The organism is Senegalia sp. (in: firmicutes), assembly GCF_052088025.1.
Taxonomy (GTDB): domain Bacteria; phylum Bacillota; class Clostridia; order Tissierellales; family SIT17; genus Anaeromonas.
Genome location: NZ_JBQCYD010000006.1, coordinates 16,000 through 32,051 on the forward strand (window position 1 = coordinate 16,000; position 16,052 = coordinate 32,051).

Sequence of the window (16,052 nt, forward strand, 5' to 3'; positions counted from 1 at the left end):
TATCACCTACTCTTTTATATATGATACTTTTAGTAATTCATTTATTGATGTAATACCCTTTACTACTAAATCCTTATTATTTTCATATAAGGAAGTCATGCCATTTGCTTTGGCTAATTCTTTTAAATCATCTATTGAATTATTATTGTTTATATTTTGTCTCATATTCTTATCTACTTCTAATACTTCATGAATACTAGTTCTTCCTTTATATCCCGTATTATAACATTTACTACAACCCTTGCCTTTATAAAGTTTTATAGGTTCATATATATTTAAGATATCTTCTTCTTTTTTTTCAGATATATATTCAGTTTTACAGCTATCACATATTTTTCTAACAAGTCTTTGGGCTACTACTCCCATAACTGAGGAAGCTACAAGATAAGGTTCAATTCCCATATCTACAAGTCTTGATACAGTAGATGCTGCATCATTTGTATGCATTGTGCTTATTACAAGATGTCCTGTGATAGCAGCTCTTATTGCAAGCCTTGCTGTTTCTTCATCTCTTATTTCTCCTACCATTATTATATCAGGGTCTTGTCTTAATATAGACCTAAGTCCTGATGAAAAGGTAAGACCAGATTTAGGATTGATTTGAACTTGATTTATACCATCTAATCTATACTCTACTGGATCTTCAAGCGTTATTATGTTTTTACCTATAGAATTGAGTTCTTGTAAGGCTGCATAAAGAGTGGTTGTCTTTCCACTTCCTGTAGGCCCTGTTACAAGTAATATTCCATTAGGATATGACAACAGATTATTAAATCTATTTAAATTGTTTTCAGTAAATCCTAGACTCTTTTTGGTCATTATTGTGCTTGTCCTATCTAATATCCTTATAACTATTTTTTCTCCATACACAGTGGGTAGACTTGATACACGTAAGTCTATACTTCTTCCATCTATGTTCATTTCTACTCTACCATCTTGGGGTAATCTTCTTTCAGCTATATCCATTTTTGATATTATCTTTATTCTTGTGGTTATTGCTGAATGAGTATTTTTAGATGGGGACATAATTTCTTGTAATGTTGCATCTATTCTAAATCTAATTCTAATTCTGTCTTCATAGGGTTCAATATGTATATCACTAGCTTTTGCTGATATAGCTTGTTTGATAAATGAATTTACAAGTCTAACTACTGGTGCATTATTAATTTCATTTAACAATTCATCATCTAAATTACTATCTAATTCTATATTATATTGATCTTTTAAATCTTCTATAGCTTTTTCAGCACTCTTTTTACCAAAATACTGTTCTATGGAATCTAAAATATCTTTTCTAATAGATATTACAGGAGTTACATCTAGCCCTGTAGCAATTTTTACATCATCTATAGCAAATAAGTTTAAAGGATCTGCCATAGCTACAGTTAAACTTCCTCTGTTTTTTTTGATAGGAATTAATATGTATTTGCGCGCAAGAGTTTCAGAGACCAAATTAACTACATCAGGATCTATAAAGTATTTTTCTAAATCTGCATGAGGTATACCCATTTGAAATTCAAGTACTTCGATTATATCTTCTTCAGTTAGATACCCTTTATCTACTAATTCTTCACCTAGTTTATTACCTGTAGCCCTTTGCGTTTTTAAGGCTTCTTCTAATTGTTTTTGTGAAATTTTATTTCCAGAAATTAAAAGATTACCTAATTTTTTTGGAGTTTTACTCATATACTCACCCACATTCAAATTTTACTTTGTTATTCTATCTTATTCTACATTTATTCCTAAAATCCTTCTTTTATTTAAAAATAAAGGGATAAATTTTTAAATTTTCTGACATCCATATCTTTTCACTTAAAATAGCTTGATTTAAAAGCATATCTAAACCATTTATAGTTAATTTGCCCTCTTCTTTAGCTTGTCTTAAAAACAAGGTTTCTTTGGGTTTATATATTATATCGTATATTATTGTCTTTTTACTGAAAATAGAAGTACTTATAGGTTTGTCATATGTATTTGGAAACATTCCTATAGGAGTAGTATTTATCACTATATCATATCTGTCTTTTATATTTTCTTTTTTAATGAAATATAAATTTGTATGATTATAATTTTTCTTTATATCTTCTATTAAATTTAATGCCTTATCCTTATTTCTATTAGTAATAGTAATAGATTTGACATCAATACCTGCAAGTGCAAAAGAAATAGCACGACTAGCCCCACCTGAACCTATGATAAGAATATTTTTATCTTTTAATTCTATGCCTTTATCTTTAAAAGATTCCAAAAATCCAAGTCCATCAGTATTAAAACCAATAAGTTTTCCACCCACATTTTTCACAGTATTAATAGCCCCAATCTTTTTTGCCAGAGGGTCTATTTCATCTAGATATTTTAATATATCTTCTTTATATGGAATTGTAATGTTAAATCCCTTTATGCCCAATTCCTTTATACCAATTACTGCACTTTTTAAACATTTTACATCAAACGATAGGTAGACTGCATTTATATCATTATATTTAAAGTTAGTATTATGTATATGAGGAGATAAACTTTTTGATATAGGACTTCCAAGAAGACAATATGTTGATGTCTTAGAATCAATCAATTAATTCTCTCCCTTTTTAATATTTCTAAGCACAAACCTCTCAAATTTTCTCACTATTGTAGTCCACCAAAATTCCTTAGATCTAATTGGCACAACAAGAATAGTATATATACCAACTCTATTTCCACCTAAAACATCAGTAAATATTTGGTCACCTATGATTGCAGTATTAGTTTTATCAGTTTCTAAATAACTCATAGCCTTTTTAAAAGGAGTTTTAGCAGGTTTTTTTGCTGAATGAACAGTATATATCTTTAATTTTTCAGTAAATTTAACTACCCTATCTTCGTTATTATTTGATACTAAACAGATTTCAAGTCCATGACTTCTTATTTCATCAAACCATTTAATAACACTAGCAGGGGCTGTTTTTTTATCCCAAGCAACTAGTGTATTATCTATATCTATAATCAAGCCTTTTATCCCTTTATCTGCTAATTCTTTTAAATTTATTTCAAATATAGAATCCACATATAGATTTGGCACAAGTAAATTTTTCATATCATTACCACCCTTATTTCATTCTTAAAAATACAACAGGCATAAATGCCTGTTATATTATATCACATTCTCTTATTTTGGCTACTTTTTTAAGTAGTTCTATTTTTTCATCATTAGAAAGTTTAGTAACATCTTTTTCTTCAAATTTCTCACTTTTATTTTCATGATTTATATAAACCGTACTTTCTAATTCTGATTTTAAATGATTATTTAATTCTGTTTCTGATAATTCTTCTGCATTTTCATATTTATTAAATAATTCTTTTGTCATATCTTCATCTGGGTTTAATCTAAAAGCAATAGAGTTATTTTTATCTGTAATCAAATTATATAAATTTAAATATTCTCTTTTTTTAGTTCCTTTTCTACTCATAAAATCATCTCCTCTTATAAGATATTTTTACCCAAAAACTGTATTAATATTTATTTTAATCTAATCTTATACTTTTTGTGTTTAAAAATATAACAATGCTAAATACCGTACTTATTAATAAAGAAATTGGGATTATATAAAAGGAATTTTGAGTCCCTATTAAATCATTGAAATATCCTATTAAAAAATTAACTATCATACTTATTCCTGATGCAAAAGAAACCACTATACCAGTTACAAAAGAACTGTTTCTTGGGAAAACCTTTGATATAGTTACTACAATAGTTGGAAATATTATAGAAAAGAATATTCCTGATATTGAAACCATTAAAAGTCCTTTTGAACCTAATATTAGACCTGTAGTATAAATGAAAGTTGCAAGGGATAAAGAAATTACAACAGATTTAAAATGTCCTACTTTTTCTACCACAAATCCTCCAAAAAATCTTCCTATAGTAAATATACCTAAAAATACAGATGAATAAAGTGCGGATTTATTTGCATCAAAATTATATGTAGTTTGCATGAAATTTATAAACCAATTTGCAGTACTCATTTCTGCTGATATATATAATCCTAGTGCTAGTATGTAGAAGTATGTTAGTTTATTTTTTAATATATAGTTCCACTGAATAGTCTTTTCGATTTCATCTTTGTTTTTTTCTGGTATCTTTATTCCAAAGGAAATAATAAAGGCTAATAAAAATAAACTTATAAGTATTAAATATATGCTTCTAAAACTAAAACCATTATAAAGCATAAGTCCTGCACCTCTTTGAGTAATGGTTGCACCTACTCCATAAAAAGAATGTATCATATTCATAAGTATTGCTTGAAAGGATATGGCAAGTAATGGTATTAATGTATTAACACTTATTACAATAAGTGAAACACCCATATTTATGATAAACATACCAATTAAAAGAACTGTAAAATTAGGTGAATAAAATAATAATAATAAAGAAATAATGCAAGAAGCCATACCTAATCTCAATACTTTTCTTTGTCCTATTTTATCACATAATACACCACCTATAAAAGTAAATATCATATATCCAAGAGATGATATTATTAGCATAAGTCCCATTCCAGTATCATCTACATTAAATTCACCTTTAAAAACTGGTATGAAAACCCCCCTTAAATTATCACCCATTGAAACTAATATCATAAGTGAAAAAAGGAATACTATTGTTGTTTTATTTTTGATTTTTCTCAAACAAATCTCTCCAATCATTATATTTATCTTTATATATTATATCATATCTCTTGTCTTTAAATAAGATTGTATATATTAAAATAAAGCTTTGCAAGGTTTAGCAAAGCTTTATTTTAATAATTTTTCTATTTTTTTATCAATTAATATAGAATAGATCACTACCGGAATTAATATGCTAAATATTAGAGTTAGAGATTCCCGAATTCCATATGTTTTAATAGATACTACTGAAAGTATTACTATAAATATTATAGCTATTATATCAGAGATAATAGCTATCTTCCTACTCCAAGCTTTAAGTATCATAAGTCCTATTCCACTTATAAAAAGTAATATAGAATATGCTAGCAAAATCCAAGATAAAAAATCATTTAGATTTGGAGTAAGCAAGTAAAAAAATAAAAATATACTTGCTAAAATCATAAAAGCACCAATTATTTTAATTTGTAATTTATCTGTAAGTCCAAAACTATTCAAGATATCCCCTCTTTAAAATAGATTAATTAATTATTTCTTCCTGCTCTTTTTCTCTTTAATTGATCTAATATTTTCTTTCTAAGTCTAATAGTTTCTGGCGTTATTTCAACTAATTCATCATCTTCTATAAACTCTAATGCTTCTTCTAGACTAAATATAATTGGAGGAACAAGTCTTAATGCTTCTTCAGAACCTGATGCTCTCATACTAGTAAGATGTTTTTTCTTGTTTACATTTATATCTATATCTTGAGTTTTAGAGTTCATTCCAACTATCATACCTTCATAAACTTCCGTGCCTGCATGAATAAATAAATTCCCTCTATCTTGAACATGATACATTCCATAAGTCACCGATGTTCCTGTTTCAGATGCTACTAGGGAACCTCTGCTTCTTGTAGGAATATCACCTTTAAATCTTTCATAGCCATCAAAAATTGAGTTCATTATACCATTACCCTTTGTATCAGTCATAAATTCAGATCTATATCCAATAAGCCCACGTGCTGGTATAGAGAATATAAGTCTTGTATATCCACCTTCAGATGGAACCATATTAACCATTTCACCTTTTCTCTTACCTAGTTTCTCAATTACATTACCCATAAATTCTTCAGGGACATCGATAGTAACAAGCTCCATAGGTTCAAATTTCTTTCCATCTATTGTTTTATATAGAACCTTAGGTTTAGATACCATAAATTCATAGCCTTGTCTTCTCATAGTTTCTATAAGTATAGATAGATGGAGTTCTCCTCTACCAGATACTGTAAAAGAATCGGCAGAACCTGTTTCTTCAACTTTTAAACTTACATCAGTATGAAGTTCCCTAAAAAGTCTTTCTCTGATTTGTCTAGAAGTTACATATTTTCCTTCTCTTCCAGCAAAAGGACCATTATTTACAGAGAAAACCATAGATATAGTTGGCTCAGATATTTCTACAAATGGTAATGCTACAGGATTTTGAACATCACATATAGTATCACCTATGCTTATTCCTTCAACCCCTGCAATAGCTATTATACTTCCTGCTCTTGCTTGTTCAACTACCTTTCTATTTAAACCTTCAAATTCAAATAACTTTGTTATTTTTATTTTTTGTTTTTTATCTTCATTTAATAAATTAACCATAACAGCTTCTTGATTTGTTTTTATACTACCTCTTTCTACCTTACCAATCCCTATACGTCCAACATATTCATTATAATCAATAGTTGATATAAGAACCTGTAAATCTCCTTCTTCATCCACTTCTGGTGCAGGTATATGCTCTATAACCGATTTAAATAAAGCTTCCATATCATCTTCTTGTTTGTCCATATCTACTGAAGAAGTACCCTCTTTTGCAGAAGTAAATACAACAGGAAATTCAATTTGCATCTCATTTGCATCTAATTCTATAAATAAGTCTAACACCTCATCTATTACTTTTTCAGGTCTAGCTTCTGGTCTGTCTATCTTATTTATAGCTACAATAACTGGTAAGTCTAAATCTAGCGCCTTTTTAAGTACAAATTTTGTCTGTGGCATAGGTCCTTCAAATGCATCCACTACCAATACTACTCCACTTACCATCTTTAGAACTCGTTCAACTTCACCACCAAAGTCAGCATGTCCTGGTGTATCTATTATATTTATCTTTGTACCCTTGTATTCAACGGCAGTATTTTTTGAAAGTATTGTTATACCTCTTTCTCTTTCTAAATCATTTGAGTCCATAACCCTTTCATTTACCTTCTCATTTTTTCTAAAGATTCCACTTTGTTTTAAAAGCTCATCCACAAGTGTAGTTTTACCATGGTCAACATGAGCTATTATTGCTATATTTCTAATATCATCTCTTTTGTTATTCAATATATTTCCTTCTCTCTATAAAAGTTTATTTATCCGACAATCTTCGATATCTTCAACTGTAATACTATATCATATATTCCTATATACTACAATATTTTATTTTTATTATCAATTATGATAAGATTACTTATGATTAAGAGAAGATATAATTTAAATTATATCTTCTCTTAATCCATAGCCTTATTTAATTTAGTAACAGCTTTTTTTTCTATTCTGGATACGTATGATCTAGAGATTCCAAGCATATTTGCTATTTCTCTTTGTGTTTTACTTCCACAGTCTAATAAACCATATCTTAATTCTATTATGCTCTTTTCTCTTCCTTTTAACACGTCATTTATCTTATTATATAATTTTTTCACTTGTAATTTTAAATGCACTTGATCAATTATCTCATCTGGATCTGTTCCTAAAATATCTAAGAGAGAAATTTCATTACCTTCCTTATCCACACCTATTGGATCTTGTAAGTATACTTCAGATTTAATTTTTTTATCTGATCTTAAACACATTAATATTTCATTATCTATGCACCTTGCAGCATAAGTTGCAAGCCTTACTCCTTTATTTCTGTTAAATGTAGTTATACCTTTAATAAGGCCAATAGTTCCTATAGATATTAAATCATCTATCTCTTTTCCTGAGTTATGGTACTTTTTCACAATATGTGCTACTAAACGCAAATTATGTTCGATTAAAATATTTTTTGCATCATCATCTCCCTCTTCATAAAGTATTAAGTATTTTGTTTCATCCTCCTTGCTAAGAGGTTGAGGGAATGAATTGTTATTAGAAATATAGCCTAAAAATATTGCTGCTGGTTTAATTAAATTTAATAATGTAAAGAAAAACGAAGCCCACATTAATTCGCACACCTCCAAAATATTATTCCACATTATAAGGTATGCTTTTAATTATGTCTTTGTGCAAGTCTACTTTATTTTTCTAAATTTATTTTTCTTATTATTTCATTAAAAACTTCTACAGCAGTAGAAGATGAGTATTTTTCTCCTATATCTTCTACTATCACAGTTACTACATATTTTGGATTGTCTATGGGAGAAAACCCTGTAAATAATCCATTAATCTTATCATTAATAGCCTGTGCAGTGCCTGTTTTACCTGCTGCACCATGAAACTCTTCTAAATCTATATATGATTTAGCAGTTCCTTCTTTTACTACTGATTCCATATAATTTTTAACTATATCTGTGTACTCACTTTCAATAATCCATTCATCATTTTTTCTTTCAAAAGTTTTAGAAATATCTCCTTTATTTGTAGCATATCCTTTTATAATAGACATATCTTTTTTTATTCCATTATTAGCTATAATCATAGTCACATTATTGATTTGAAGAGGAGTTAACCTTATATGCTCTTGACCTAGTGCTAGATTTCCTATTGTTGGTCCTAATACATCCTTTTCATCTGAAATATATCCCTTTTTTTCTCTATCTAAACCTATATCCACTTTTTCTGTTAAGTCTAATTTTTTAACCATATCTATAATCTTATCTCCACCTAGTTTATTTGCTAAATCTATAAATGTGGTATTACAAGATACTGCATAAGCCTCTTTTAATGTTAATTCTCCATGGGCTACTTTATCATGACAAGGATATAATCGGTTTTTAATAGTAATACTACCAGTACAATTATACTTTTCATTTAAATCAATATGTTCATTTAAAGCTGCAAGTAACACTACAGTTTTAAATATAGATGCAGGATAATATTCAATTTGTATAGCTCTGTTCATTTGTGCATTATCTTTTAAATTATTACTTTTACTAATATCATTTAAATCAAAATCTGGTTGGCTAGTAAGAGCTAATATATCACCTGTTTCTCTTTCAGTAACTATAACAGAACCTTTATAGTTTCTTTCCTCCATTGCATCTTCAACAATCTTTTGTATATTATAATCAATAGTTAATTGAATAGAATTTCTTATAACATCGTCATTTTTACTGACAATTAAAGAATTTTTATTATTACTTAAAAGCCTACTTTTCCCATCTAAGGTTAAAGATATTTTATCATTATTAACTTTAGATAAGGTAGAATTAAATTGTTTTTTTATACCTAATCCATCTCCATTTTCATTTATATATCCAATTACATGTGAAAGCAATTTATCGTCACTATATTCTTTTTTTTCTTCAATAATTATTCCATTTTCTATAGATTTAATATTTTTTTTAGCTGGTAATTTTGTTATAGAACCTTCATTATTTTTAATAGTTTTATCTAATTGATCTTTAGTGAGTTTTGTTTTTTCAAGTATATATTTTTTATAGTCCATATTTTCTTTTAAGTTATTTATTGATATATACATATAATTTTCTTTTTCTCTATTAGTAATTAACTTCATATTTCTATCATATATGTTTCCACTATTTGAATTTACAATTTCATAATTTCTTTGATTTTCTGCTTTTTCCTTAAATTTGTCTCCTGAAATTATTTGAACTGAAAAAATTCTAATTATTAGTAGTATAAAAACAAATACAAAAAATTTATATGAAGTTAATAATCTATTATTCTTTTTAAGCATAAAAAATACCTCCAAGATGTTTTATTATAGTATTTCCAAAACATCTTAAAGGTATGATAATATTTTTACTTTTTATTTGTTTGTTTTTCTGAAATTATTGATTTAACTTTTGTAACCATTAGATCAATAGCTACTTTATTGTAGCCACCTTCTGGTATTATAATATCAGCATATCTTTTACTTGGTTCAATAAATTGTAAGTGAGCTGGTCTTACTGTAGTTAGATACTGATCTATTACTGATTCGAGTGTTCTTCCTCTATCAGTAATGTCTCTTAATATCCTTCTTATAATCCTTACATCAGAATCAGTATCTACAAATATTTTTATATCTAATAAATCACGAAGTCTTTCATCTTCTAAAATCATGATGCCTTCTACAATTATTATGTCTCTACTTTCTACTTTTATGGTATCTTCTTTTCTATTGTGTTTTTCAAAATCATAAATAGGTTTTTCTATTGTTTCTTTATTCATTAAACCCTTTAAATTTTCTATAAATAAGTCATTATCAAAAGCTAATGGATGGTCATAATTTGTTTTAGTTCGCTCTTTAAAACTTAAATGACTTTGATCTTTATAATATGAATCTTGTTCTATAATTAGTATATTTTCTTTAGGAAGGGAATTAAAAATTGCTTGAGCTACTGTGCTCTTTCCTGAACCTGTACCACCTGTAATACCTATTAATATTGGTCTATTCAACTAGATCATTCCTCTCTTGCTTTTCTTATCATATCCATCTTTTGAACTGCTTTATCTACTTTTATCTTGATTATTTGTTTTGCATGTGGTGCTACATCTATCATCTCATCTTTTTCATTTTTCATTATATCAATTTTTTGAGTAAAGTAATCTTTGTTTGGACCAAATATTTCAATCTCATCACCCTTAAATATCCTATTTCTTTGTTCCACTGTAGCCATTTTTTCTTCATCATCATAATCCAATACAAGCCCTACAAAATCATAATTTCTTATATAAGAACTAGAGCCATATAATTGATCTTCTTCAGTAGGCTTATTAAAATAAAAACCACTAGTGAAGTCTCTATAACTTGCCTTTTTAATCTCTTCTAACCATTTCTTATCATATTCATAATTTTCTTTATCCTTTAAATATGCATCAATTGCCATTCTATATGATCTTATAATTGTTGCAACATAATAGGCACTCTTCATACGTCCCTCTATTTTAAGACTCTTTACACCTGATTCTATTATCTCAGGAATGTGTTCTATCATACATAAATCCTTAGAATTATATATATAAGTGCCTTTTTCATCTTCATAGACAGGATAGTATTCCCCTGGTCTTTTTTCTTCAACTAAATTATATTTCCAACGACATGCTTGAGCACATTCTCCTCTATTTGCATCTCTTCCTACCATGTAATTACTAAGCAAACATCTACCAGAATATGAAATGCACATAGCTCCATGAACAAAGGCTTCTATTTCAAGCGTATCTGGTGAATTATCACTTATTTCTTTTATTTCTTCAAGAGATAGCTCACGTGCAACCACTATTCTCTTTATACCTTGTTTGTGCCAAAAATTAGCTGTTCCAAAATTAGTTGTATTTGCTTGAGTACTAAGATGAATTTCCATATTGGGAACTATTTCAGAAACAATTGAAAACACACCCGCATCTGCTACTATAAATGCGTCTACATTAATTTTTTCTAAATTAAGTATATATTCTTCTAATCCTTTTAAATCTTCATTATGTGGAATTATATTAAGAGTTATATATATTTTTTTATTATGTTTATGGGCAAATTCTACCCCTTCTTTTATTTCATCTAAGGAAAAGTTTTTTGCCTTAGCACGAAGTCCAAATTCTTCTCCTCCTAAATACACTGCATCTGCACCGTAATTTATAGCCATCTTTAATTTTTCTAAATCACCAGCTGGTGCTAATAGTTCAATATCTTTCATTAATTTCACACTCCTTATAAGAGATAGCCATTCCATCTCCAATTGGTATAATACTAGTAGTTAAACTTTCATGATTAGATATATAATCTAAATATTTTCTCATTCTTCTTACTATAGTCTTCTTCCTTCTTTCAACTAAATCATCATTTGCAACCATACCTTTAAAAAGTACATTATCAGATAGAATTATTCCATTTTCCTCTAACATATCTATGCAATATGGAAGAAATTCCATATATTTTCCTTTTGCAGCATCTATAAAGATAAAATCAAATTTTTGATTTAATTTAGGAAGTATTTCTTTTGCTTCTCCATTAATTATATCAATATTTTTTAAAGACAATTTTTCTATATTTTTTTTTGCAATATCTATCATATCTTGACGTCTTTCTATAGTTGTAATCCTACCTTCATCCATACTATTAGCCATTATTATAGCGGAATATCCTATAGCTGTTCCAATTTCTAGTATATTTTTTGCTCCCTTTATTTTTATAAGTACCTTCATAAATTCAGCAACTTCTGGGTGGATAATTGGTATATGATTTTCATATGCAAACTTTTCTAAACCTATTAAAAAATCATCTTTTTTTGGGATGATTTTCCTTATATATTCTTCTATATAATCTTTATTTATATTGCCCAAGCCATTCTCTCCTCAATTCACAATAATAATACGTGGTCTATTATACCACGTATTATTTGCAAATAAAATTAAATTATTTTCCATTTTTAACTTTTAAAAATTCATTATAATTATCTGTAAAGAAATGTTCCCCACTTCCATCTTTTTTTAATACATAAAAGATATAATTAGTTTCTTCAGGCTTTAAACTTGCCTTTATAGATTTTATACCTGGTGAACAAATAGCACCTATTGGAAGTCCCTTATTTTTATAAGTATTATAAATAGAATCTATTTCTAAATCATCATATAAGAGTCTTTCTTTTCTTTCATCCATCGCATATTGTATAGTTGCATCAATTTGAAGTGGCATGTCTATTTTGAGTCTATTATAAATTACTGATGAAATTAAGTTCCTATCCTTATCAACTTTTGCCTCTCTTTCTACTAAAGATGCAAGAGTAATCAATTCATGTATATTTAAATCTTGTGGAATTACACTTTCTTTTATAACCTTGTTATATTGTTTACTAAATTCATATAACATTTTATCAATTATATCTTCTTCTGTAGAATCTTTATATATTTCATATGTCTCAGGATATAGGTAGCCTTCCAAATTCATATTTTTTGGTATAGTTTTTAAAAAATCATACTTTGTAGAAAACTTGCTAATATCATAAGTTAAATCTATGAATTTTTCTTTATTAGCCATATGGTTCTTTTCAAGTTTTTCAGCTATTTTTTCAACTGTAAATCCTTCTGGAATAGTGATTTTAACTATATTTTTACTATTTCCTCCTTCAACTAATTTATCTAATATTTCATGCGGAGTCATAGATGTATCAAAGGTATAAAAACCTGCTTTTAATTTTCCCTCAGTCCCTTTTAACTTAGACACCATCCTAAATATATTTTTATCTCTAATCAAATTATTTTCCTTTAATATTTGTGATATATTAGTAGTAGTACTACCTTTAGGGATTTCTATTTGCTTTTCTTTTGTATTTTCATTTGTAGATATAGCTTTAGTATTGATTTCATAATAATATTTACCTACACCTAAAATTATTAATATTATTATTAAAATAACTATAAAAACCTTCAATATTTTATTCATTATCCTACCCCTCGACAAATTATATTATATTAATTATATAATTTAAACTTGTTTTTTACAAGTTAATAAAATCAAATAAAAAAATACAAAAAATCATTGATGATTTTTTGTATTTTTTTATTATCTTATAAACTTATTAAAAATGGTACCAATATAGGTACTGAAGTAGAAAGTATAACTCCTGTAACAAAAGATATTATAGCAGTTTCAGGATTAGTAGATCTTGCAATTATTGGTAATGTAGTATCCATAGCTGTGGCTCCAGATGGTGCTATTGTTTCTAAGTCACCTATATATTTAGCCACAAGAGGTATCAACATAATAGCTAATATTTCCCTTACCACATTTGATAAAAAAGCTAGGGTGCTAAGTTCAGATGAATAAGTTGCAAGCATCATAGAAGATAAGGTATACCAGCCGAGTCCTGCTCCTACTGCACCTGCTTCGTTAAATGGAAATCCTAATATAAATCCAGCTAAAATAGATCCAAATATACTTCCTAAAATAATCATAAATGGAACTAGTAAAATTTTAAATCCTATTTTTTTAATCTTTGTAAGTACATCAATATTTACACCTATATCTATTCCAACAAAAAATAAAAGAGCACACAATCCTATATCTATAATTAAATCAGAATAATTTAATATAAAACTAGGTTCAAAAAAATAGCCCGTTAATATCCCTGCCATTACAGCTAAAATTACTTTTATACTCATATTAAGCTTCCTCCTTTATTTCAATCTCTTCATCTTCTTTATAGATAATAAAACGTTTTATCATCATTACAAAAAAGATACTAAAAGCAATTGAAAAAAGAGAAAAGATTAAAGCTTGATATCCTAAGGTTAAAAATGAAGATATAACTTCCTTATCCCCACCAATTTTTATGCCCATTACAAATAATAATATTATAATAGATATGGATTGAATAGTAGTTAGTTTTTTTAAAACATTTTTATGTACAAATTTTTTATAACTTATAAATGCCCCCAATATAATTATAGATAAATAAATAATTAATCTTGTTGTCATATTTTTTCCCCCAATATATTTATATCTTCCCCATTTTTTATAAAAATTTAGCAGTCACAGCAGAGCCGTGACTACAAATTATATTTTTAAAATCTATATTTCCATTATTATTGGCAATACCATTGGATTTCTTTTTATCTTTTGATATAAATAGTTCCTTAAAGAATCTCTTACTCTTGATTTTAATGTAGACCAATCTGTTATTTGATTTTTTTCACAATCTTTTAATACATTTTTAACAACATTTCTTGCCTCTACCATTAAATCTTCAGATTCTCTCACATATACAAAGCCTCGTGATACTAAATCAGGACCTGAAACTACTTTGCCATCTTCTTTTCTAATAGTCACAACTACTACAATCAAACCATCTTCAGAAAGATGCTTTCTATCTCTTAATACAATGTTTCCTACATCCCCAATACCTAGTCCATCAACCATGATATGTCCTGAAGGTACAGAGCCATTAATATTAGCTTCTGATCTGCTAAGTTCTAAAACTGAGCCATTTTCTAATATAAAAATATTGTCCCTATCTAAGCCTAAGTCTTCAGCTAGTTGAGCATGTTGTTTTAGGTGTCTATACTCACCATGAACTGGTATAAAGTATTTAGGTTTAACTAAAGAATGAATTAATTTTAATTCTTCTTTACAAGCATGACCAGATACATGAACATCTGATAAAGCTTCATATATTACATTTGCACCTTTTCTAAATAATTGATTTATAAGTCTTGATACAGTTTTTTCATTACCAGGAATTGCAGTAGCAGAAATTATAACTAAATCTCCAGGTATAAGTTCCATTTTTCTATGATCAGAATTAGCAAGTCTTGATAAAGCTGCCATAGGTTCACCTTGACTTCCTGTTGTAACAATAGTTAACTTGTTATCAGGATATTTATTCATATCATTGATATCAATAATAGTTCCTTCAGGAATATCTAAATATCCAAGTTCAGTAGAAACTTTTACTACATTAATCATAGATCTACCTGATACTACAATTTTTCTATTAAACATTACAGCTGCATTAACTATTTGCTGAATTCTATGAACATTTGATGCAAATGAAGCTACAATTACTCTACCTTCAGCTTCCATGAATATATCATTAAAAGCAGTTCCCACAGTTTTTTCACTCATAGTAGAACCAGGTCTTTCTACATTAGTACTATCAGCAAGTAAAGCAAGTACTCCTCTACTACCTAAGTCTGCAAATCTATTTAAATCCATCATTTTGCCATTTATAGGTGTATAATCAATTTTAAAGTCACCTGTATGAACTATAGCACCTTCAGGTGTGTGAATTGCAAGTGCTACTGCATCAGGTATACTATGATTTACTCTAATATATTCTACAACCATAGATCCTAACTTAGTTTTTTGTCCTGCTTTTACAACATTTAAGTTGGATTTTTTAATACCCTTATCTATAAGTTTATTTTCCACTAAACCAAGTGTCAATTTTGTTCCATATACAGGTGCATCAATTTTTTGTAATACATAAGGTAATGCTCCAATATGGTCTTCATGTCCATGAGTCAATACAATAGCTCTAATTTTATCTTTGTTTTTTTCTAAATATGTTACATCTGGTATAACTACATCTATACCTAACATTTCATCTTCTGGAAATATTATTCCACAATCTACAACTATTATATCATTTTTATATTCAATAACAGTAATATTTTTTCCAATTTCATTTAATCCTCCTAATGGGATTATTTTAACTTTAGGTGTTTGTTGTTTTCCCACCTTATCACTCTCCTTTA

General features: G+C 27.8%; 16 protein-coding genes. All 16 read right to left on the bottom strand.

The features are described 5' to 3' along the window. Window positions 1-6 precede the first annotated feature (6 nt). Complete coding sequence (locus tag ACTHUW_RS02635) at window positions 7-1,686, bottom strand: GspE/PulE family protein (protein ID WP_442212443.1); 1,680 nt, start codon at window positions 1,684-1,686, stop codon at window positions 7-9. A 70-nt stretch (window positions 1,687-1,756) separates the two neighbouring features. Then, on the bottom strand, window positions 1,757-2,572 hold the full coding sequence (gene aroE, locus ACTHUW_RS02640; protein ID WP_442197712.1) for a shikimate dehydrogenase: 816 nt from the start codon (window positions 2,570-2,572) through the stop codon (window positions 1,757-1,759). Continuing rightward, window positions 2,573-3,073, bottom strand: a complete 501-nt coding sequence (locus ACTHUW_RS02645) for a YqeG family HAD IIIA-type phosphatase (RefSeq protein ID WP_442197713.1) — start codon at window positions 3,071-3,073, stop codon at window positions 2,573-2,575. 52 nt (window positions 3,074-3,125) lie between these two features. Beyond that, window positions 3,126-3,446, bottom strand: coding sequence for a hypothetical protein (locus ACTHUW_RS02650; RefSeq protein ID WP_442197714.1), 321 nt, complete (start codon window positions 3,444-3,446; stop codon window positions 3,126-3,128). Between the two features lie 55 nt (window positions 3,447-3,501). Beyond that, on the bottom strand, window positions 3,502-4,665 hold the full coding sequence (locus ACTHUW_RS02655; protein WP_442198890.1) for an MFS transporter: 1,164 nt from the start codon (window positions 4,663-4,665) through the stop codon (window positions 3,502-3,504). A gap of 108 nt (window positions 4,666-4,773) precedes the next feature. Next, window positions 4,774-5,142, bottom strand: coding sequence for a hypothetical protein (locus tag ACTHUW_RS02660; protein ID WP_442212445.1), 369 nt, complete (start codon window positions 5,140-5,142; stop codon window positions 4,774-4,776). 26 nt (window positions 5,143-5,168) lie between these two features. Beyond that, on the bottom strand, window positions 5,169-6,995 hold the full coding sequence (gene typA / locus ACTHUW_RS02665; protein ID WP_442198892.1) for a translational GTPase TypA: 1,827 nt from the start codon (window positions 6,993-6,995) through the stop codon (window positions 5,169-5,171). 167 nt (window positions 6,996-7,162) lie between these two features. Continuing rightward, window positions 7,163-7,858, bottom strand: a complete 696-nt coding sequence (sigK, locus tag ACTHUW_RS02670) for an RNA polymerase sporulation sigma factor SigK (protein ID WP_442197718.1) — start codon at window positions 7,856-7,858, stop codon at window positions 7,163-7,165. Window positions 7,859-7,932: 74 nt separating this feature from the next. Next, the gene (locus ACTHUW_RS02675; RefSeq protein ID WP_442197719.1) at window positions 7,933-9,555 is read right to left on the bottom strand and encodes a peptidoglycan D,D-transpeptidase FtsI family protein; all 1,623 of its coding nucleotides are present in this window, start codon (window positions 9,553-9,555) and stop codon (window positions 7,933-7,935) included. 65 nt (window positions 9,556-9,620) lie between these two features. Beyond that, window positions 9,621-10,259 carry a uridine kinase gene (gene udk / locus ACTHUW_RS02680; RefSeq protein ID WP_442197720.1) on the bottom strand — a complete coding sequence of 213 codons (639 nt, stop codon included), beginning with the start codon at window positions 10,257-10,259 and terminating at the stop codon, window positions 9,621-9,623. Between the two features lie 5 nt (window positions 10,260-10,264). Further along, entirely contained in the window at window positions 10,265-11,494 is a 1,230-nt protein-coding gene (locus ACTHUW_RS02685) for a peptidase U32 family protein (protein ID WP_442197721.1), read from the bottom strand. After that, a complete protein-coding gene (locus ACTHUW_RS02690; RefSeq protein ID WP_442198893.1) occupies window positions 11,481-12,140 on the bottom strand; it encodes an O-methyltransferase in 660 nt (219 codons plus the stop codon). Before ACTHUW_RS02690 ends, ACTHUW_RS02685 begins: the two co-directional genes overlap by 14 nt. 73 nt (window positions 12,141-12,213) lie before the next feature. Beyond that, entirely contained in the window at window positions 12,214-13,239 is a 1,026-nt protein-coding gene (mltG, locus tag ACTHUW_RS02695) for an endolytic transglycosylase MltG (protein ID WP_442198894.1), read from the bottom strand. Window positions 13,240-13,364: 125 nt separating this feature from the next. Continuing rightward, window positions 13,365-13,958 carry a lysine exporter LysO family protein gene (locus tag ACTHUW_RS02700; protein WP_442198895.1) on the bottom strand — a complete coding sequence of 198 codons (594 nt, stop codon included), beginning with the start codon at window positions 13,956-13,958 and terminating at the stop codon, window positions 13,365-13,367. 1 nt (window position 13,959) lies between these two features. After that, window positions 13,960-14,274 carry a LysO family transporter gene (locus ACTHUW_RS02705; RefSeq protein WP_442198896.1) on the bottom strand — a complete coding sequence of 105 codons (315 nt, stop codon included), beginning with the start codon at window positions 14,272-14,274 and terminating at the stop codon, window positions 13,960-13,962. Between the two features lie 93 nt (window positions 14,275-14,367). Continuing rightward, complete coding sequence (locus ACTHUW_RS02710; protein ID WP_442198897.1) at window positions 14,368-16,035, bottom strand: ribonuclease J; 1,668 nt, start codon at window positions 16,033-16,035, stop codon at window positions 14,368-14,370. Window positions 16,036-16,052: the final 17 nt, after the last annotated feature.

What these genes read in the sequence shown, in the direction of transcription:
- ACTHUW_RS02635 (WP_442212443.1), bottom strand. Translation starts at nt 1,686, where the DNA reads ATGAGTAAAACTCCAAAAAAATTAGGTAATCTTTTAATTTCTGGAAAT.
- ACTHUW_RS02645 (WP_442197713.1), bottom strand. Translation starts at nt 3,073, where the DNA reads ATGAAAAATTTACTTGTGCCAAATCTATATGTGGATTCTATATTTGAA.
- ACTHUW_RS02650 (WP_442197714.1), bottom strand. Translation starts at nt 3,446, where the DNA reads ATGAGTAGAAAAGGAACTAAAAAAAGAGAATATTTAAATTTATATAAT.
- sigK (WP_442197718.1), bottom strand. Translation starts at nt 7,858, where the DNA reads ATGTGGGCTTCGTTTTTCTTTACATTATTAAATTTAATTAAACCAGCA.
- ACTHUW_RS02675 (WP_442197719.1), bottom strand. Translation starts at nt 9,555, where the DNA reads ATGCTTAAAAAGAATAATAGATTATTAACTTCATATAAATTTTTTGTA.
- ACTHUW_RS02685 (WP_442197721.1), bottom strand. Translation starts at nt 11,494, where the DNA reads ATGAAAGATATTGAACTATTAGCACCAGCTGGTGATTTAGAAAAATTA.
- mltG (WP_442198894.1), bottom strand. Translation starts at nt 13,239, where the DNA reads ATGAATAAAATATTGAAGGTTTTTATAGTTATTTTAATAATAATATTA.
- ACTHUW_RS02700 (WP_442198895.1), bottom strand. Translation starts at nt 13,958, where the DNA reads ATGAGTATAAAAGTAATTTTAGCTGTAATGGCAGGGATATTAACGGGC.
- ACTHUW_RS02705 (WP_442198896.1), bottom strand. Translation starts at nt 14,274, where the DNA reads ATGACAACAAGATTAATTATTTATTTATCTATAATTATATTGGGGGCA.